The organism is Saccharopolyspora dendranthemae, from assembly GCF_007829955.1.
Classification (GTDB): Bacteria; Actinomycetota; Actinomycetes; order Mycobacteriales; family Pseudonocardiaceae; genus Saccharopolyspora; species Saccharopolyspora dendranthemae.
In genome coordinates, this window is record NZ_VIWX01000005.1 from 238,093 (window position 1) to 256,635 (window position 18,543).

Below are 18,543 nucleotides of genomic sequence, written 5' to 3' on the forward strand. Positions count from 1 at the left end.
GCCCGTCGACCGGGGTGAAGCCGGTTGTTCTGGCAAAACCGGCGTGTGGCAGGGGTGTTCGTCGGTAGGGTGGCGAGCGGGTCGGATTGTCGCTGAACAGCTGGGGGTTGCGTGACGCTCGTGGGGCGGCACGATTCGTTGCGCGTCCTCGCCGATGCCGCCTCGGCCGCGAAGGTCGGACAGGGCGCGCTGGTCATGGTGCGAGCCGATCCCGGACTCGGTGTCACGAGCCTGCTCGAAGCGCACGTGTCGGCCATGCGGGACTCGGGCCTGCGCCTCCACCGGATTCCGGTGCTGCGGCCGGGTGGTCGCACGTCGCTGTCGGATCAGATGCCCGAGCTGGACGAGCCCGCGATGGTCGTGATCGACGACCTGCACCAGGCCGATGACGCAACGCTGCTCGCGCTGCACGCCCTCGCCGAGGACGTCTACAGCAGGCCGCTGCTGATCGTGGCGGGCAGGCATCGCCGCGTCGCGGCTCAGCGGTTCGCCGCGCTCGACAGGTTCGCGATCGTGCACGACCTCGAACCGCTGACCCCCGACGCCGTCCGCGCGATGCTCGGGGAACCCTCACCGCGCGCCGCGGACGCCGGGGGCAACCCGTGGTTGCTGAGCCGGATCCACGCCGCCGACCGGCCCGCGCAGGTGACGGTCTGGGCGGCGGACCTCGCCGGTGCGGACACCCACCTGCTGCGCTGCGCCGCGCTGCTGGGCGACGCCGCTTCCGTCGACGAGCTCGCGGCGGTGACCGGCGCGACGCCGAGTGAGGTGCTCTCCGGCGTCGCGAGGCTGACCGCGCAGGGGCTGGCCGAGGAAGCGGCCGGCGAGGTGCGGCTGCGATATCCGTTGCTGCGCAAGGACATCGTCTCCACCTCCAGCGGTCTGCGGGGCTCGGTGGCCAAGGTGCTCGCCCAGCGCGGTGCCCGTGTCGAACGCGTCGCCGAGCACCTCGTGCACGGCACGGTGGATTCCTGGACCATCGACTGGCTCACCGAACGCGCCGAGATGCTGACCGCGCGGGCCACGCCGGCGGTCGTGCGGCTGCTGGAGCGGGGAGTGGCCGCGCTGCAGCCCGGCGACCCGAGACTGCCTCCGCTGCGCGCGGCGTGGGTCGAGGCGCTGCTGTGGAGCGGGCAGATGGACCGGGCCCGGCGCGCGGCCTCCGAAGGCCTGCTGGCGCAGCCCGACGAGTCGATCCGGAACCGGCTCCTCGCCGTGCTGGGCATCATCGCCAGCGGCGAGTTCACGCCCGAGCCGGTCCTCGAGGTGCTGGAAACCGTTCGAGGAGAAGGAGATCTGCCGCCCCGGCTCGCCGTCCTCGACGCCTACGCCCAACTGCTGGCCGGGGACATGGAGGCCACCCAACGCGCCGTCGCGGCGGCGAGCCCTGCCGCAGCAGACGATCCGCTCGTCGAGGTCTACCTGTGCAACGTCCGGACGATCGGGCTGTGCCTGCTGCGCGACTACGCCGCCGCGCGCGAACAGCTGGACCGGGGCGCCGTGCTGCTGGAGATCTCGGCCTACGACCGGGCGCAATGGCTGATCTCCCGGATGCTGCGGGCGCTGCTGCAGAACCTGGAGCACGACCCGGACGTGCTCGAGACCATCGAGCAGGCGAGGCCGATCGCCCGCGATCTGGGGCTGGGCTTCCTGCCCTGGCTGCACACGATCGCCGCCGTGGCCGCGCTGAACTTCGGCGAGTGGGACCGTGCGCTCACCGAGGTCGAGGACGCGCTCGCGCTCCCGCACCAGCACGGCATGGCCGGCCCGCTGCACGCGGTGGCGGCCACGATCCTGTTGAACCGAGGGGACCTCCCGGCGGCCCGCGCCCACGCCCAGCTCGCCGACCGGGCCCCGATCTACGGGGTCGCGATGTTCTACGAGTCGTTGATGATGGTGACCCGTGCCGTGCTGGCCGGTGTGGACGGAGATCTCGAGCGCGCGATGGAGATCGTGCGCGACGTCGTCGAGCGCAACGTCGGCATGCGGCACGACCGCTCGATCGCGCCGGTGTGCGTGCCGCTGGTGCGCATCGCCGTCGCAGGTGGGGAGAAGGAACTCGCGCTCCGGCTGATCGACCGGATGCGGGAGTGGAGCGACGAGGACGACGCCAAGGTGAACTACTGCTTGGGCCTGGTCGACGGGGACGTGGACCGGTTGCTCGCCGCCGCGCAGGACTTCACGGAGAACAGCACTCCGCTCGTCGCTGCGCAGGCCGCGCAGGACGCGGCGGTGGCGCTGGCCGCCTCCGGCAGGTCGGCCGCCGCGAAAGCCGCCTACCAGAGCGCGATCGACAAGTACGCGGCGATGGCCGCCCACCGGGAGATCGACAGGACCGCGGCCAATCTCCGCTCCTACGGCGTGCAATTCGGCGCCTCCGGCCCGCGCGGACGGCCCAAGCACGGCTGGGACAGCCTCACCGGCGCTGAGCTGAGGGTCGTGGAACTGGTCGCGCAGGGCCTGACGAACCGGGAGGCCGCCGAGCGGTTGATCCTCTCGGTGCGCACCGTCGACTCGCACGTCTCCCGCGTCCTGCGGAAGCTGGACTGCTCGTCCCGCCTGGAACTGGCCGTGAAGTTCCGCGACCGGGATGCCGACGCCTGAGGAATCGTCGACGGTGGTCGTTGCCGCAGGTGCGGGACTCGGCTCGCACAGCAATGCCTTCCCACGTGGTTCTCCGCCACCCGCACCGCCGAGCAGGGCGATTCCGCGATGCCCCAAAGATCAGCAACATTGCTGATGTTTCGGTACCGGCCTTCTGATGATCTGTAGGTGCTGCGCTGGGGGGCGCGGTCGGCACGGGGGTGGCGGCACAGCCGACCCCCGTGCCCTGCACATTTCGGCCGCAAGCACCGGCCGATCAGAGGAAGGCAGACCGGACATGACCGAATCCGGAGAGGCGGACGTCGTCGCCGTGGCGTCGGCCGGCGTGCACGACCTGGCCAGGGCGACCACTTCCGTGCTCGAAGGCGCCGGACCGGTGGGCGAGGTGGGCACACCCGTCGTGCGGACCCTGACCCACGTCTGGGAGGGCTACTTCGGCGCCCCGATCCCACCGGAGGGCACCAACTGGAACGCCTACACCCACGAGCAGCTGTACGCGATGGTGTGGGAGAGCGCCGACGTCACCGACGTCACCGGTGTTGCCGACGAATGGGGCAGGCACAGCACCGAGCTCGCCGGCCACGCTGATTCCCTGCAGCGCAACCGTTCTGCGATGCAGACCCACTGGAGCAGCGAGTCCGCCGACGCGGCCGGCGGCAGGCTGGGGATGATCGGTGACCGGACGTCCGGCGTGGGGGAGCGGGCGAGCACGGTCTCGCACGCCACCCAGAACGCGGGCGACGCCCTGTCCTCCGCGCGCAACGCGATGCCTCCGCCACCCGGGGACGCGACCGGCGCCGTGGTCGGGACCGGTGTCGCCGGAGCGGGCGCGGGTGCCGTGGTCGGCGGGGTCGTCGGTGCCGCCGCGGGCGGTGTGGGAGCGGTTCCCGGCGCGATGATCGGCGCTGCTGTCGGAGCGGCTGCGGCCGGGGGCAGCAGCATGTTCCTGGCCTCCGCCAACGCCGCCGAGAAGAAGGCGGAGGCGGTGCACGTCATGTCGCAGTACGAGGCGGTTCTGCGCCGCAGCAGTACCGCGATCGCTCCGGACGCGTCGGGCGCCGCCTGGGGGTCGGCGCCCGCCGCGACCAGTGCGGCCGGCTTCTCCGGGACGTCGGTCGGAGCACCCACCGGCGGAGCGCCGTGGGGGAAGTTGGTCGGTGGCCCCGACCCGCTGGGAGGAGCGGGACGCGTCGGTGCCGGGATGGGAGTTCTCGGCGCTCGGGGGATGTTCGGTGCGGGCGGCGCCGCCGGATCGAACGGCATGGCCCCGGGGCGGGGCGCGTCGGCCGGTGGTGACGACGACGAGCAGGTTCACGAGAACAAGCTGCCCACCATCGACCAGGGACTGTTCGACGACGACCGACCGGCGAGCGCGCCGGTCATCGGCTGAGAGGGGAGCGGACCGTTGAACAGTGGATACCGCGTCACGACCGACGATCTCGCCGCGCAGGTCAAGGAGCTCTCCAGGGTCGGCGATCAGGCCGACGGGCTGGTGACCTCCGCGCGGCAGCTGGCCGAGCGGATGCCGATGCTGGGCACCGCGCCGCCCGCGCTGCACCTGGCCATGCGACTGCGGGAGAGCGCGGGTGATTCCGGGTTGACGCAGGAGATCACCGCCGCGCACACCGAGCTCTCCCACTTCCACAGCGCGCTGCGCGACACCGCCACCGGCTACGAACACACCGACACAGCGGCTGCCGACGCGCTGCGCGACGCGGACGGGCGGACGACGTGACGACCGCGATCGCCCGCCCGACGGGCGAGGGAATCCACTTCGGACAGGTCGAGCTCGACCTGCTGTCCACCCACGCGGGCGTGCCGTTGCCCTTCCCGCTGCGCATCCCGTCCTTCGGGCGCATCGACGGGGAGCGGGACGTGCTGTTCGCGGCCGCCGGGCAGACCCTGCGGATGCGCGGTCTCGCCGATGAGGACGGCCCGGCCGGTGCCGCCGCCGAGCTGGTCGCCGCGCTCCGGCAGTACCGGGGCGCGCTGGACCTGGTGCTCGTCGACGAGTCCGGGGCCACCGGCGTGCTGGCGATGATCTACCGGTCCTCGGCGCTGATCTTCGAGCAGCGGCTCGACGGCGATCCCGCAGGCACCGTGCGGATTCGCCGGATCGCCTCGAACGCGCTGGTCGACGAGATGGTGGCACTGGTCCCGGAGCGCGCTCCGGTGAAATCGATGCCGATCAACCTCCCGCGACGCGTCGTGGACGACGTCGCCGAGCTCAACGCGATCGCCGACGACCGAACCAAGCAGCGTCGCTTCCGCGAGCTCGTCCGGGATTCCGGCGGTGATCCGGGGGCGCTGGACCGGCTGGTGAGCGCCTTGCCCACCCTCATCGGTCGCGGTCAGCTCGGTGCGACCCGGCACACCTGCGGCGGCGATCGCCGCCAGGGGATGGAACTGTCCTGGTTGGACGGTCCGCACGGGCGGCTCCGGGTGAGCAGGACCGAGGCCGGCTGGGTGAGCATCAACCCGCTCCGCCCGGCGGTCGTGCGGGCGGCTCTGGCCGACCTGGTCGCGATCGCGCGCGAGCAGCGCTGATCTGAACTCTCGAGAGGACCCAAGGTGAACTCTGCACAGCAGTGGCTCGCGGACTACGACGCGACGCTCGCGCGTGCGGCCGCCGACGCGAAGGCGGCCAGCGCGGGCCTCAAGCACGTCAACGGCACGGCGTCGTCGCCGCGCGGCGAGATCTCCGTGCAGGTCGGGCCCAGCGGTGCGCTGGTGGACATCCGGCTGACCCCGGCCGCCCGCGCGCTGGAGGCCGAGAAGCTCGCCCAGCTCATCCTCGCCACGACCCAGCAGGCGCAGCGGATGGTCGGCACGCAGGTCATGGAGATCATGACCGACTACCTCGGCGACGGGCCGGCGTTGGACTTCGTCCGGGAGAACATGCCCGTCGACACCGACGAGCCGGGACCGCAGGACGACGAGGACTTCTTCAACAACCCGAGGGTGATCGTCTGATGAGCGCACCCTCCGGCGACTTCCGCGTCGACCACGAGCAGATCCGCGCCCACGCGGGAACCGTGGCAGGGCTGTCCGACGTGCTGTCGGCCACGGCAGGTGCGATGACCGGTGGACCCGCGGGCAACGCGCTGGGCACCTTCCTGGAGTTCGCCGCCGCGGGGCTGGACGACGCCATTTCCCAAGCGGCGCAGTCGGTCTCGGACGCGTCGGGCGTGCTGGACAGCGTGAGCCGCGGGCTGACCGGCACCGCCGAGGACTACCAGCGCGCCGACGACGACGGCGTCGCGCTGCTGCGCGAGGGGGAGAACCGGTGAGCGCCGAGATGAGCCTTCCGCTGGGTTCGGCCGGGACCATGCGCTTCGTCGCCGACGTGCGGTCCACCAACGACGCGGTCCGCGGCGGCGGGTGGGATTCCGGGAGATACGGCTCCGGCGACGCGTCCGGTGGTGCGACGGGGGATCCGCTGTCGGCGCTGGTGGGATCCGGTTTCGGGTTCCTCGCCGATCTCGTGCCGTTCCTGGGCGAACCGCTGCAGCAGCTCGCGGGCGACCCGGGCGCGATCGCCTCCAGCGTGCAGGGTCTGCAGGACGTCGGCAGCGGGGTCGCCTCGATCTCCGACTCCTACGGCCAGGCGGCCGGCCCGGAGACCAGCGGCTGGTCCGGCGCTGCGGCCACCGAATACCTCAAGACCGCGGCCGAGCTGGTCGGCGGACTCCAGGGGATCGGTGAGGCCAGCACCGGGCTGGGCGAGGCGCTGGCGGGCATGGGTGATGCGCTGGCGAAGACGGCGAACGAGGTGACGATCCTGGTCAACGAGGCCGTCGGCCGGATCGTGCTCATCATGAACCAGGCGCTGGCCGCCGCGCAGGCGACGTTCGGCGCGAGCATCGCCGCTGCGATCCCGCAGGTGGTGCAGGTCGCCGCCGAGTACGGCGCCCGGATCTCGGGGCACATGGGCAACCTGCTCGCCAGCGCTCAGGGGCTGCTCGGGCACGTGGACGAGATCATGAAGGTGCTCAGCGCGGTCGGCGGCGTGGTCTCGAAGATCGCCGACCAGGCCGAGCAGGTCACCGCCGGATCGACCGCACCCGGCGGTCCCGGCGCCGCTTCCGCGGTGCCCACCTCGGGCTCCGCTCCCACGGGCGGCGGAGCCTCCACGTCCCCGGGACTGACCAGCGCGGCATCGGCGCTCGGGTCAGGAGGTTCGCCGGGAATCCCGAGCCCCGGCGGCGTCGCCTCCGCCGGGCCGATACCGGGCACCTCCCCGGCGGCCGGCGCGAGTGCCGGAGCCGGCGGGGGAGTGCCTTCGGGCGCAGGCGGTTTCGGCATGGGTCCCTTCGCCCCGCAGCAGAAGCAGCAGCAGTCGCAGGAGGATTCCGAGCGCTCGTCACCGCTGTCGGCGCGGCTGTCGGGCACGCTCGACTTCCCCGAGCACGACGACCCCGAGTACGGCCCGCGTCACCCCTGATTTCCTGGCACACCGCCCCGAGCGATTCCTGGTGCTCGGAACGCTGCGAGCATTGGTTTGAGCGACCCGGCGCGGTTGATTCAGCGACAGGGCCGGTTCGGGTACTTCCTCGCCGTGGCGGAAGCGGCGGCTTCAAGGCCTCTGGTGGATTCGCGTAGTCGAGTGACCTGAAATCTCTGGCGGAAAAGCCGTGGAGTCACTGATAGTGATCATCGGCTGATGGAGGGTGGGCGTGCAGGCTCGCGTGTGACGACCGCGAGTTGCTCGGCGCTGCTGTACGCCGGTGGTCCAACGCTTATTTGTGCTGGTATTCAGCTCTGTAGGCGCTGGGTTCGGTGGGCGGCTCGCTCTCGGACTCGCTCTCGGACTCGTGGAGCCCGAGCTGGACCGAACGGCGGATCTGATCGCGGTTCTCGCGCACGACCTCGGTGAAGAAGCGGTCGGTGCGCTCGTCGTTGAGCACGTCGAGGATGACCCGGATCGTGGTGTCCACGATGGACTTGACGATCTCGTCGTGGAACGGCAGGTGCTTGATCCGGCCCACCTGCTGGTCGTTCTTGAGCTTCTCGGTGACGATCTCGCGCAGCACTTCCCGGTGCTCGCCGAGCGAGCGCGCGACGTTCTCCGGGTAGTGGCCGGTTTCAACGACCTTGACGACCTCGTCGAGGACCGCCACTGTGATCGGCTTCTTGATGGCGAGCACGATCGGACGCGAGAAGCGCTCGATGATCCGCTGCGTGATGCGTTCGCCGAAGGCCCGGTCGGCGGTGCGGGCGAGCCGCATCAGCAGCACGACGACGCGCAGCAGCCGGAACCCGCGCAGGGCGGGGTGGGCCACCGGGATCATGCCGAGGATCTCGTACCAGCTCTGCATCGGGAACCGCCGCGTCCAGCCCGCCTCGCGCCACCGCCACAGGAACTCGACGAAGAAGACGCCGCAGATCACCGTGTCGATGATGAACACGGTGTGCGCCGTCTCGTGGGAGGTGTCGAAGAAGGTGGCGTAGCAGAGGAGCGCGAGCGAGAACACCGCGAGCACGAGCATCGCGATGTCCAACGTGGGCGTCCGGCGGAGTGCCACGGTTGCGCTGGTCATGGTCGTGATTGTGTCTCACGTCCATCCCAGCACGGGAACACCCGCGCCGAGCACGGGGCGGCGTGGGGCCGAGCGGCCCGCCCTCTCCCAGTTTTAGTCCAAACCGAGCCATGATCATGTCCGAAATGTCGGCTCAGTTAGGACTAAAACTGGGACCTGGTGCGGCGCTCTCGGCGAGTGGCGGTCAGACCCGGGTTGGTTCTGGGGTGAAGTGGCGGTTCGCGGTGGGCTGGAACATCAGCCAGGTCGCGGCCACGACGCCGACGATGTGGATCATCCTGACCAGCAGGAACGGCCACGCGAACGGTCCGTCGCCGCCGAGCGCGCCGATCAGGGTGCTGCCGCCGGCGATCTCGAGCGCGGCGGGCACGACCATCGAGGCCAGGCCGAGGACGCTGAGCATCACCGTCAGCGAGGTCCGGGCCCAGCGCCTGCCGCGGGCGAAGTGGAAGATCAGCACGCCCGCGATCGCGAACACCGGCAACCGGATCGCGAGCTGGGAGGCCACGTCGGAGCCGAGCGCGTTCTCGCTCGCGGCCCGCAGCACCGCCAGCGCCGACTCGGCCACGCCGCAGGCCACGGCGATCGTCCAGGCGGTGGTGGCGCGTCGGACTGAAACAGGTGCGTTCATGCCGGTCAGTCAAACTCGAACGTCCGCCCGGTGCCTCCGGTGCATCCCCGGCATCGGCCCTGACGCCGTTCGCGTGCTCAGGGGTTCATCACCGCGCGGCGAACGGTCTCGCGGAGCAGTTCGCGGCGGCGCTGGTGGTCCTCGCCGGGTTCGTCCGCGGAGGCGGCGTAGACGTTGCTGACCGGCGACCAGGCCATCGACATCGCGATGACCAGGGCCATCACGTCGAATGGGTCGCCGGGCACGACGTTCCCCGCGGCCTGGGCGTCGGCGATCGCGCGGATCTTGTGGTCGTTGCGGTGATCGGTGTCGGCCACCAGATGGCCCTGAGGCCGGCGCTCCATCCGGGACCAGGTGGCCAGCCGGATGAGGTCGGGGCGCAGCAGGTAGTCGTCGTAGAGGCGCACCGCCCAGTCGGCGAGATCGGGGCCGATCGGCACGGCGTTGACGATCCGGTCCAGGGAGGCCGTGAAGATCGCGTCGAACAAGGCCTCCTTGTTGCCGAAGTAGCCGTAGAGCTGGGCCTTGTTCGTGCGCGCGGCGGCGACGATCCGCTCGATGCGTGCGCCCGCGATCCCGTGCTCGGCGAACTCCTGGGTGGCGGCCTCGACGATGCGATCGCGGGTGGCGGCTCCGCGCGAGGTCAGGGGCTTGTCGACCATCAGTTCAGGGTAGCAAACAGAACAGTTGGTTTGCCTTCTGGCGCGGGCCGGACTAGCTTGGAACAGACAGAACAGTCTGTTTGAAGGAGTGCCGATGCGCACCACCACCGGATGGCGGGCCGACGGGCCTGCCCAGAAGCTGCACCGCACGTCCCTGCAACGGCGCGAGCTGCGAGCCGACGACCTCGCCGTTCGGGTCGACCACTGCGGCGTCTGCCACACCGATCTGCACAGCATCAACGCCGCCGACGGTCCGGTCGTGCCGGGGCACGAGTTCACCGGCACGGTCACCGACATCGGCCGGGACGTGACCGGTTTCGCCGTCGGAGATCCCGTCGCGGTCGGCAACATCGTGGACTCCTGCGGCGAGTGCGCGATGTGCCTCGCCGGTCAGGAGAACTTCTGCCACGAGTTCCCGACCCTGACCTACGGCGGCACCGACCGCCACGACGCGACGCCCACGCTGGGCGCCTACTCCCGCGAGTACGTCGTCCGGGAATCCTTCGCCTACGCGCTTCCTCGCGGGTGGGAGGCCGCCGCGGTCGCTCCGCTGATGTGCGCGGGGATCACCGTGTGGGAGCCGTTGCGCGCCCTCGGCATTGGCAGCGGCAGCCGCGTGGCGGTGGCCGGGCTCGGTGGCCTGGGGCATCTCGCGGTGAAGTTCGCGGTCGCGCTCGGTGCTGAGACCACGGTGATCAGCCGGAGTCCCGGCAAGCTCGACGACGCCCGGCGGCTCGGCGCGCAAGACCTGCTGGTCTCCGGTGACGATGCTCAGATGGCCCGCTCGCGCGACCGGTTCGACGTCATCATCGACACCATCTCCGCGGTGCACGATCCCGGTCCGTACCTGCGGCTGGCGGCCGTGGACGGAACGCTCGTCCAGGTCGGGCACCTCGGATCGGTCTCGCTGAACGCGATGGACCTGCTGATCGGGCGGAAGAAGTTCACCTCAGCCGGGAGCGGAGGACGGCCCGCGACTCGCGAGATGCTCGACTTCTGCGCCGAGCACGACATCACCGCCGACGTCGAGGTGCTGCCGTCGTCGCAGGTCAACGAGGCCTTGGAGCGCCTGGGGCGCAACGACGTCCGCTACCGCTTCGTGCTCGACATGTCCGATCTGGACTGAGGATCCTCGTGCTCCGGAAGCTCCGCGCAGGGGGCGATGGTGAGCAGGCCGATGCGGTACGGGCGGCGGACGTAGCACTCCCGGGGAAGGGGTGAGTTGTCCGCGGCGGGTTTCGCGCTCACTCTGGGGAGGTGGACAGCGAGAGCTACGCCCGTTTCCTGCCGGACTCCTACCGGCGGCGTGCCTCCGAAGTGGAGCCGACGTCGACCTGGTGGAACTGGCGGGGCGGTCGCGTGCACATCGCGCGGGCCGCGGCTCCGGAGGCCTCCGCGCGGGTGCTGGTGATCCACGGCGCCGCCGGTCACTCGGCCGCGCTGTGGCCGGTGTGCTCGCCGGTCGCGGGCATGGCCGACCTCCTGGTGCCCGACCTGCCGCCCTACGGCCGCACCGCCGTGCCGAACCCGAGCGGCATCAGGTACTCGGACTGGGTCGATCTCCTGTGCGATCTGGTGATCGCTGAGCGGCGGCGCGACGACCGGCCGCTGGTGCTGTTCGGAGCGAGCATGGGCGGGATGCTGGCCTACGAGGTCGCCGCCCGGACCGGGCAGGCGTCGGCGGTGGTCGCGACCTGCCTGCTCGACCCGGCTGATCCCGAGGCCCGCCGTCGCGCGGCCCGCGGCCCGCTCGGCTCGATCCCGCCTGCCGGTCTGGCCCTGCTGGAGCGGCTGGTCGGTGGTGTCCGGGTCCCGATGCGATGGCTCGCCGACGAGCGCCGGATCAGCGGCAACCCGGAGCTCTCGGCGATGTGCGCGGCCGACCCGCGCGGCGGCGGAGCCCGCACTCCGATCGGTCTGCTGACCAGCTTCGTCAACTACCGGCACGTGCCGCCGGAGACCTTCGCCGCGTCGCCGGTCATCCTCGCCCACCCGGCGGACGACGACTGGACGCCACCGGAGCTCAGCCTCCGCTTCCTGGACCGCATCGAGGCGCCGACCACGGCGGTGATGCTCGAGAAGTGCGGTCACTACCCGGCCGAGGAACCGGGCCTCACCCAACTCGCCGAAACTCTCTACAGCCTCGTCGGCAACACCCTCGAGGAAAGTGCCGAAGGTTGAACGAGAACGGCCCGGGAACCGTCCACGTGGGACTGCTCCCGGGCCGCTTCGGAGAGTTTCCTACTTGAGCTCGGCGCTGGACTTGCCGAGCAGTCGACGGGCGACGATGAGCTGCTGGATCTGCTGGGTTCCTTCGAAGATGTCGAGGATCTTCGAGTCGCGGGACCACTTCTCCAGCAAGGACTCCTCGGTGTACCCGACGGTGCCGCAGAGCTCGACGCAGCGCAGCGTGATGTCGACGACCGAGCGACCGGCCTTGGCCTTGGCCATCGACGCCTGCAGCGAGTTCGGCTTGCGGTTGTCGGCCATCCACGCGGCCTGCAGCGTCAGCAGGTACGCGGCCTCGTAGTCGGCCTCCAGCTGCAGGTATGCGGCAGCGGCGGCGTGCTGGGAGTTGGCGGGGCGGTCGTAGTCGACCGTCACGCCGGCCTCGGCGAGAACCTTCGCGGTCTCCTCCAGCGCGGCACGCGCCACGCCGATCGCCATGGCGGCGACCAGCGGGCGGGTGTTGTCGAAGGTCTGCATGACGCCCGCGAAACCGGACTTGGTGTCGATCTCGGGGGAGCCGAGCAGGTTCTCCTTCGGCACCCGGCAGTTGTCCAGCCGGATGACCGCGGTGTCGGAGGCCTTGATGCCGAGCTTGTGCTCCAGGCGCTCGACCTTGATGCCCGGACGGGTCTTCTCCACCACGAACGACTTGATCGCGGCACGGCCGAGCGACTTGTCCAGCGTCGCCCACACGACGACGGTGTCGGCGCGGTCCCCGGCGGTGACGAAGATCTTCTCACCGTTGAGGAGGTAGTCGTCGCCGTCGGCCACGGCGGTGGTGGTGATGTTGGCCGAGTCCGAGCCGGTGCTCGGCTCGGTGATGGCCATGGCCGCCCAGACGTCGGCGAAGCGCTTGGCCTGCTCCTCGTTGGCGACCGAGGCGATCGCCGCGTTGCCGAGGCCCTGGCGCGGCATGGCCAGCAGCATCGCCACGTCGCCCCAGCACATCTCCATGGTGCCCAGCACCAGGTTCAGGTTGGCGCCGTTGCGGTTGCCCTTGTCCTTGTCGTCGCCGTCCTTGCGCACGCCGGCCGCGCCCGCGCCGCCTTCACCGGAGGAGTTCAGCCCGTCCAGCAGCGCGGCGAGGGTGTCGAGCTCCTTGGGGTAGGAGTGCTCGGCGCGGTCGTACTTGCGCGAGATGGGGCGGAAGACCTCGGAAGCGGCTTGGTACGCCTGGTTGACCAGCGCGTTCGCCTTCTTGGGGATCTCAAGATTGATCATGGGAATAAGTCCTTCGCGTCTCGAGAGCCCTCGTCAGACGAGGACCGCGCCTTCCATCACGCCGATGGCCCGCAGGTCGCGGTACCACCGCTCCACGGGGTGTTCCTTGGTGTAGCCGTGGCCGCCGAGCAGCTGAACGCCGAGGTTGCCGATGAGCATCCCCTTGTCGGTGGCGAGCTTGCGGGCCAGCGCGGCCTCGCGGGCGAAGGGCTTGCCCTGCTCGGCGCGAGCGGCGGCGCGCAGCGTGGTCAGCCGGATGCTCTCCAGCTCGATGCCGATGTCGGCGACGCTGAACGCCACGGCCTGGCGGTGGCTGATCGGCTCGCCGAACGCGGTGCGCTCGTTGACGTAGGGGATCACGTAGTCGAGCACGGCCTTGCCGGTGCCGGCCGCGAGCGCGGACCAGCCCAGCCGGGACAGCCGGACGAGGTCGGTGAACACGTCGAGCTGCCCGCCGCCCAGCAGCGCGGTCACCGGGACGTTGACGTCGTCCAGGTGGACCTTGCCGGTACCGGCGGAGCGCAGACCCATCGCCGGGTCGGCTTCGATGGACAGCCCGTTGGTGGAGGACTCCACGAGGAACAGCGCGGGGCTGCCGTCGAGGTTCGCCGAGATGATGAACAGCTCGGCCTGCGCAGCGCGCGGGACCAGCGACTTCGTACCGCTGAGCTGGTAGCCCTGCGGGGTGCGCTTGGCCGTGGTGGTGGGCTTGAGCGGGTCGCCGAGCGCGACGTGCTCCTGCAGCGCCAGCGCGGCGGCGGGCACGCTCTCGCCCGCGAAGGCCGGCAGGTAGGTGGCCTGCTGGTCCTCGTCGCCCCACAGCGTCAGCGCGGTCGAGACCGCCGACGGCGCGAGCACCGCGACCGCCAGGCCCATGTCGCCGTGCGCGAGCGCTTCGGTGACCAGCACGTTGGTGACCGCGGACCGCTCGGTGCCGATGCCGCCGAGCGACTCGGGGATGCCCACGACGCTCAGGCCGAGCTCGCCGGCGCGCTCGAGGAGGTCCTCGGGCGGGGCGAGCTTGGCGTCGGCGTCCACGGCGGCGGGCCGCAGCTGCTCGGCGGCGAACTCGCTGACCGTCTCGGCGATGAGCGACTGCTCGTCGTCGGGCGAGAGGTCGAAGAGGTCCTTGGCCGGGGCCGGGGTCAGGCGCGCGGGCTTGTTGTGACCCTGCGCCTTCTTGAACGACCTGGTCGCGGCACCGGCGGCCCGGAAGCCGGTCCGGGTGCCCGACTGCACGAGCGTCTCGAACTGCTTCCGCAGGCCGAACTTGTCGATGATCGGCGCGCTGGCGATCTTGGTCAGTGCGGCGAGGCCGAGGCCCATGGCGTCGCGCTTCCGGGCGCCGCCTGCCTGTCCGCGATGGGCGTTTGACACGGTGCGTCTCCAATCGGCCGGCGTCGGCCGGGCATTACCTACTGACGAGTAAAATAACGTGTCCGGGGACCGTTGCGCCAGAGAGGTCGATCACGGCTTGCTTGCTTTTTCGCGCGGCGAATGGTTGAGCGACCGATTTCCGGTGGTCGTTGATGCGATTGGCTAGTATCACTGACCGAATTCTGTGGCAGGGGGCACATGTCGCTCGAGCAGCTGTACCTGGTGCTGCTCGCCGGTGGGTTGGTGTTGCTGGCGGGTGTGGTGGGCACTCGCGTCGCACACGGGGCCGGGCTGCCCAGCCTGCTGCTGTTCCTCGCGCTGGGCGTGGTGGTCGGGGAGGACGGGTTCGGCGTCGACTTCGACAACGCCGAGCTGGCGCGCAACCTCGGCACCGCAGCGCTCGCGGTGATCCTCGTCGAGGGCGGCCTCACCACGAAGTGGTCCGACGTGCGCAAGCTCGTGGCTCCGGCCGGAGTGCTGGCCACGGTCGGCATCTGCGTCAGCCTCGTGGTCACCGCGGCGGGAGCGCACTTCCTGCTGGGCTTCGACTGGCAGCTGGCCCTGCTGCTGGGCGCGATCGTCTCCTCGACCGACTCGGCCGCGGTGTTCTCGGTGCTGCGGGTGCTGCCGTTGCCCCGCCGGGTCGCCGGATTGCTGGAAGCCGAGTCGGGGTTCAACGACGCGCCCACCGTGATCCTCGTGCTGCTGTTCAGCACGACCCCCCTGGTGGTCTCGCCGGGGCCGTTGCTGGCGAGCCTGCTCTACCAGCTGGTGATCGGTGTGCTGGTCGGGCTGGGCGTCGGGTGGGTGGGCGGCGTCGTGCTGCCGCGCCTCGCCCTGCCGGCGTCCGGCCTCTACCCGCTCGCGTCGTTCGGGCTCGGGCTCGTCGCCTTCGCCGCCTCGGGTGCCGTGCAGGCCAGCGGGTTCATCGCCGCCTACCTGTGCGGGGTGGTGCTGGCCAACAGCGGGTTGCCGCACCGCTCGGCGACCCGCTCGTTCGCCGAGGGACTCGGTTGGCTGGCCCAGATCGGCCTGTTCGTGCTGCTCGGCCTGCTGGTCACCCCGAGCAGGCTGGCGGTCGAGGTCATTCCCGCCCTGGTCGTCGGTCTGGTGCTGCTGCTGGTCGCCCGGCCCCTGTCGGTGGTCGTCTCGCTGGTCTGGTTCCGGATCCCGTTGCGGGAGCAGGCGTTCCTGTCCTGGGCGGGGTTGCGCGGAGCGGTGCCCATCGTGCTCGGGACCTTCCCCGTGGTGCAGGGCGTTCCCGGCAGCGAGCGGTTGCTGGACGTCGTGTTCGTGCTGGTCATGGTCTACACCGTCGTGCAGGGCCCGAGCTTGCGGCCTGCCGCGAGGTGGCTGGGCATCCTCCCCCGGGAAGCGACCAGGGAGATCCAGGTCGAGGCCGCCCCGCTGGACGTCCTCGACGCGGAGCTCCTGTCGATGTCGGTGCCGCCGGGTTCGGCCATGCACGCGGTGTCGATCCGCGAGCTTCGACTGCCCGAGCCCAGCGTCGTCACGCTGGTCATCCGGGACGGTCACACCTTCGTCCCCAGCCCCGAGACCGCCATCGAGTCCGGGGACGAACTGCTCATCGTCACCACGTTCTCCCAGCGCCAGCGCACCGAGCAGCGCCTCCGCGCGGTGAGCCGCAAAGGCCGTCTGGCGCGCTGGTTCGGGGAGCGCGGCGATCCCGCGTGATTCGCGTCAGGTCTTGCGGGCGACCTCCGCGCTGAGCGCCTCGGACTCGTGGCGACGGCGGATGCGTCCGAACGTCCAGATCGTCACCGCGTGCGCGAGCGCCAGCACCAGCAGCAGAACGCCGATCCTGCCGATCACCGTCTTGGGGTCGCCTCCCATGTCCATCGGCAGGATCGCGATCAGCGCGGCCAGGCCGAGGGTCGCGAGGTGGAACACCACCGTGACCAGCTGGTTGAGCGGGCCCGCGTTCTCCCCGAGCTCGCGCAGGTAGGCGGTTCCGCTGCGCCGCAACAGGTGGCCGTCCACGACGACCAGCACCACCGCCACGAGAAGGAACGTCACCAACGATGCCATCGAACGACTCCTTTCCTCGCCCGTCGCCGTACCCCGAGATCGAGTGCGGGCAAACGCGAGTCCACCGAACGCACCAACGTTCGCGCGGCGAGTCGATGGCGGAGTCCGCGGTGGCTACGGCCTCGGCGGTGCCTGCAGGGGGCGCAGCTTGAGCCAGAGGAGGAACAACCCGCCGACGACCAGCATCGACAGGCCTGTCCACAGGTTGATGTTGATGCCCTGCGCCTTCTCCAGCTCGGCGGCGTCGGGGGCGATCCCGGCGGCGGCGATGAGCAACCCGTAGACGACGAACAGCCCGCCGATGACGGTCCGGACGTCGAAGAGTCGCGAGGCCGTGCCGGATTCGCGTTCCAGGTCCTCGATCTCGGCTGCGTGGTGGGCGATGTCGGTTTCTTCGCGCGGCTCGTCGACCATCACGGCTCCTAGAGGGTGAACGGGATGTAGCAGAGGGCGGAGAGGATCAGCGCACCCCAGCCGAGCACGGCGGGCTTGCGGTACCAGGCGTCGTCACCGGCGGCCACCACGCCCTTGTCCCTGGCGGAGGCCCTGGTGTAGACGAGCCCTTCGAGCTCGGCGTCCGGCTTCGGCTTGGTGGCGAGCGCGATCGGAACGCTGACCAGCAGGTCCACCGCGAAGGCGATCATCGATGCGGTCATGTTCGCGCCTTGGTCGGATCCCATCTCCACGATCCCGGCCTGGTAGGCGAAGTAGAACGCGATCGGGGCCGCGGTTCCCAGCAGCAGGCCCCAGAAGCCGGCCTTGGCGGTCATCCGCTTCCAGAACAGCGCCAGGATGAACGTCGCGAACAGCGGGACGTTGAAGAACGCGAACAACGTCTGCATGTAGTTCATGATGTTGCTGAACGAGGCCGCGAGGAACGCCGTGCCCATGCCGATGACCACGCCGATGGCGGTGATCGCGCGGCCCACCTGCAGGTAGTGCGCGTCGGGCATGTGCGGCTTGATGTACGCGCGCCAGATGTCGGTGGTGAACACGGTGTTGAAGCTCGACACGTTCGCGGCCATGCCGGCCATGAAGGAGGCCATCAGGCCGGTGACGGCGAGCCCGAGCACCCCGTTGGGCAGCAGGTCGCGCATCAGGATCGGGATCGCGTCGTTGTAGTCGTACCCACCGGTCTTGCCGATGGTCGGCTCGATGACCATCGCGATGATGCCGGGCAGCACCACGATCAGCGGGATGAAGATCTTCGGGAACGCGGCGATCAGCGGGGTGCGGCGCGCGGCGGAGAGGTTCTTGGCCGACAGCGACCGCTGCACCTCCGCGAAGTTCGTCGTCCAGTAGCCGAAGGAGATCGCGAAGCCGAGTCCGAGGGTGATGGTCAGCCAGTTGGTGCCCAGCGGGTTGGTCTCGCCGAATCCCGTTCCGGCCCAGGTGGACAGGAACATCTCGCCCTGCTGCGAGGTGACCTTCTCGATCAGCCCGTCGATTCCGCCGACCCGCACCAGTCCCAGCACCGTGAGCGGGATCAGCGCCGCGACGATCACGAAGAACTGCAGCACCTCGTTGTAGATCGCCGAGGACAGCCCGCCGATGACGATGTAGGCGAGCACGAAGATCCCGGCCAGCAGGATCGAGATCGGCAGCGGCCAGCCCAGCAGGGCCCGCAGCACGATGGCCAGCGCGTAGAGGTTCACCCCGGCGATCAGCACCGAGGCGACGGCGAAGATGATCGCGCTGAGCAGGTGCGACGAGCGGCTGAACCGCAGCAGCAGGAACTCCGGAACGCTGCGCACCTTCGAGTTGTAGTAGAAGGGCATCATCACCAGGCCGAGGAACACCATCGCCGGGATCGCGCCGATCCAGTACCAGTGCACGGTGTAGGCCCCGTACTGCGCGCCGTTGGCGGCCATTCCCAGGATCTCGGTGGCGCCCAGGTTCGCCGAGACGAACGCCAGTCCCGTCACCCAGGCCGGTAGCGCCCTACCCGCGAGGAAGAAGTCGAGGCTGTTGCTGACGCTGCGCCGCGCGGCCAGCGCGATGCCGAGGACCACGGCGAAGTAGATGATCAGGATGAGCGTGTCCATCCAGTTCATCGACAACCTGAGGTCGTCCGCTGCCAGAACCATGGGCCCCATCTCCGTCGCTCCGCTGACGATGTTCGACCAACCGGACATCGTTCGGGAACGCTACGGGAGGGGCGATCACCCGGTCAATCATCCATTCATACGGCAGGTTGCTAGTCCGATCGGATGTGAACCATTGCGGGACC

General features: G+C 70.3%; 18 protein-coding genes. 10 read left to right on the top strand and 8 right to left on the bottom strand.

Annotation, left to right across the window (positions count from 1 at the left end; genetic code table 11):
• Positions 1 to 120 precede the first annotated feature (120 nt).
• The 7 genes from FHU35_RS22810 to FHU35_RS22840 all read left to right on the top strand — a co-directional run bounded on the left by FHU35_RS22810 (position 121) and on the right by FHU35_RS22840 (position 7,048).
• The gene (locus tag FHU35_RS22810) at positions 121 to 2,604 is read left to right on the top strand and encodes a helix-turn-helix transcriptional regulator (protein ID WP_145743141.1); all 2,484 of its coding nucleotides are present in this window, start codon (positions 121 to 123) and stop codon (positions 2,602 to 2,604) included.
• Between the two features lie 277 nt (positions 2,605 to 2,881).
• On the top strand, positions 2,882 to 3,994 hold the full coding sequence (locus tag FHU35_RS22815) for a hypothetical protein (protein ID WP_145743143.1): 1,113 nt from the start codon (positions 2,882 to 2,884) through the stop codon (positions 3,992 to 3,994).
• A 15-nt stretch (positions 3,995 to 4,009) separates the two neighbouring features.
• Entirely contained in the window at positions 4,010 to 4,339 is a 330-nt protein-coding gene (locus FHU35_RS22820; protein ID WP_145743145.1) for a type VII secretion target, read from the top strand.
• Complete coding sequence (locus tag FHU35_RS22825) at positions 4,336 to 5,151, top strand: ESX secretion-associated protein EspG (RefSeq protein WP_145743147.1); 816 nt, start codon at positions 4,336 to 4,338, stop codon at positions 5,149 to 5,151. Before FHU35_RS22820 ends, FHU35_RS22825 begins: the two co-directional genes overlap by 4 nt.
• A gap of 24 nt (positions 5,152 to 5,175) precedes the next feature.
• The gene (locus tag FHU35_RS22830) at positions 5,176 to 5,577 is read left to right on the top strand and encodes a YbaB/EbfC family nucleoid-associated protein (protein ID WP_145743149.1); all 402 of its coding nucleotides are present in this window, start codon (positions 5,176 to 5,178) and stop codon (positions 5,575 to 5,577) included.
• Entirely contained in the window at positions 5,577 to 5,894 is a 318-nt protein-coding gene (locus FHU35_RS22835; RefSeq protein ID WP_145743151.1) for a type VII secretion target, read from the top strand. Before FHU35_RS22830 ends, FHU35_RS22835 begins: the two co-directional genes overlap by 1 nt.
• Positions 5,891 to 7,048 (top strand): WXG100 family type VII secretion target, encoded by a 1,158-nt coding sequence (locus FHU35_RS22840; protein WP_145743153.1) that lies wholly within the window; start codon positions 5,891 to 5,893, stop codon positions 7,046 to 7,048. The genes FHU35_RS22835 and FHU35_RS22840 overlap by 4 nt, the downstream gene beginning before the upstream one ends.
• Positions 7,049 to 7,343: 295 nt before the next feature.
• On the opposite strand, the gene FHU35_RS22845 is transcribed toward FHU35_RS22840, so the two are convergent.
• The 3 genes from FHU35_RS22845 to FHU35_RS22855 form a co-directional block, all read right to left on the bottom strand.
• Positions 7,344 to 8,144: an ion transporter gene (locus FHU35_RS22845; RefSeq protein WP_145743155.1), complete on the bottom strand. Its 801-nt coding sequence runs from the start codon at positions 8,142 to 8,144 to the stop codon at positions 7,344 to 7,346.
• A 184-nt stretch (positions 8,145 to 8,328) separates the two neighbouring features.
• Positions 8,329 to 8,775 (bottom strand): hypothetical protein, encoded by a 447-nt coding sequence (locus tag FHU35_RS22850; RefSeq protein WP_145743157.1) that lies wholly within the window; start codon positions 8,773 to 8,775, stop codon positions 8,329 to 8,331.
• A 77-nt stretch (positions 8,776 to 8,852) separates the two neighbouring features.
• Positions 8,853 to 9,437: a TetR/AcrR family transcriptional regulator gene (locus FHU35_RS22855; RefSeq protein ID WP_145743159.1), complete on the bottom strand. Its 585-nt coding sequence runs from the start codon at positions 9,435 to 9,437 to the stop codon at positions 8,853 to 8,855.
• A gap of 94 nt (positions 9,438 to 9,531) precedes the next feature.
• Between FHU35_RS22855 and FHU35_RS22860 the strand changes: the two genes are divergently transcribed.
• Positions 9,532 to 10,563, top strand: coding sequence for an NAD(P)-dependent alcohol dehydrogenase (locus FHU35_RS22860; protein WP_145743161.1), 1,032 nt, complete (start codon positions 9,532 to 9,534; stop codon positions 10,561 to 10,563).
• Positions 10,564 to 10,694: 131 nt separating this feature from the next.
• On the top strand, positions 10,695 to 11,618 hold the full coding sequence (locus FHU35_RS22865) for an alpha/beta fold hydrolase (protein ID WP_145743163.1): 924 nt from the start codon (positions 10,695 to 10,697) through the stop codon (positions 11,616 to 11,618).
• A gap of 60 nt (positions 11,619 to 11,678) precedes the next feature.
• Here FHU35_RS22865 and FHU35_RS22870 read toward each other — a convergent pair whose 3' ends face one another.
• Positions 11,679 to 12,887 carry an acyl-CoA dehydrogenase family protein gene (locus tag FHU35_RS22870; RefSeq protein WP_145743165.1) on the bottom strand — a complete coding sequence of 403 codons (1,209 nt, stop codon included), beginning with the start codon at positions 12,885 to 12,887 and terminating at the stop codon, positions 11,679 to 11,681.
• 33 nt (positions 12,888 to 12,920) lie between these two features.
• Positions 12,921 to 14,213 carry an acyl-CoA dehydrogenase family protein gene (locus tag FHU35_RS22875; RefSeq protein WP_145743801.1) on the bottom strand — a complete coding sequence of 431 codons (1,293 nt, stop codon included), beginning with the start codon at positions 14,211 to 14,213 and terminating at the stop codon, positions 12,921 to 12,923.
• Positions 14,214 to 14,462: 249 nt separating this feature from the next.
• On the opposite strand from FHU35_RS22875, the gene FHU35_RS22880 reads away from it, so the two are divergent.
• The gene (locus FHU35_RS22880; RefSeq protein WP_145743166.1) at positions 14,463 to 15,959 is read left to right on the top strand and encodes a potassium/proton antiporter; all 1,497 of its coding nucleotides are present in this window, start codon (positions 14,463 to 14,465) and stop codon (positions 15,957 to 15,959) included.
• Positions 15,960 to 15,965: 6 nt separating this feature from the next.
• Here the strand turns inward: FHU35_RS22880 and FHU35_RS22885 are convergent, their stop codons facing one another.
• The 3 genes from FHU35_RS22885 to FHU35_RS22895 all read right to left on the bottom strand — a co-directional run bounded on the left by FHU35_RS22885 (position 15,966) and on the right by FHU35_RS22895 (position 18,400).
• The gene (locus FHU35_RS22885) at positions 15,966 to 16,313 is read right to left on the bottom strand and encodes a hypothetical protein (protein WP_145743168.1); all 348 of its coding nucleotides are present in this window, start codon (positions 16,311 to 16,313) and stop codon (positions 15,966 to 15,968) included.
• Between the two features lie 114 nt (positions 16,314 to 16,427).
• A complete protein-coding gene (locus FHU35_RS22890) occupies positions 16,428 to 16,727 on the bottom strand; it encodes a hypothetical protein (protein WP_145743170.1) in 300 nt (99 codons plus the stop codon).
• Between the two features lie 8 nt (positions 16,728 to 16,735).
• Positions 16,736 to 18,400 carry a sodium:solute symporter family protein gene (locus FHU35_RS22895; RefSeq protein ID WP_145743172.1) on the bottom strand — a complete coding sequence of 555 codons (1,665 nt, stop codon included), beginning with the start codon at positions 18,398 to 18,400 and terminating at the stop codon, positions 16,736 to 16,738.
• Positions 18,401 to 18,543 lie beyond the last annotated feature (143 nt).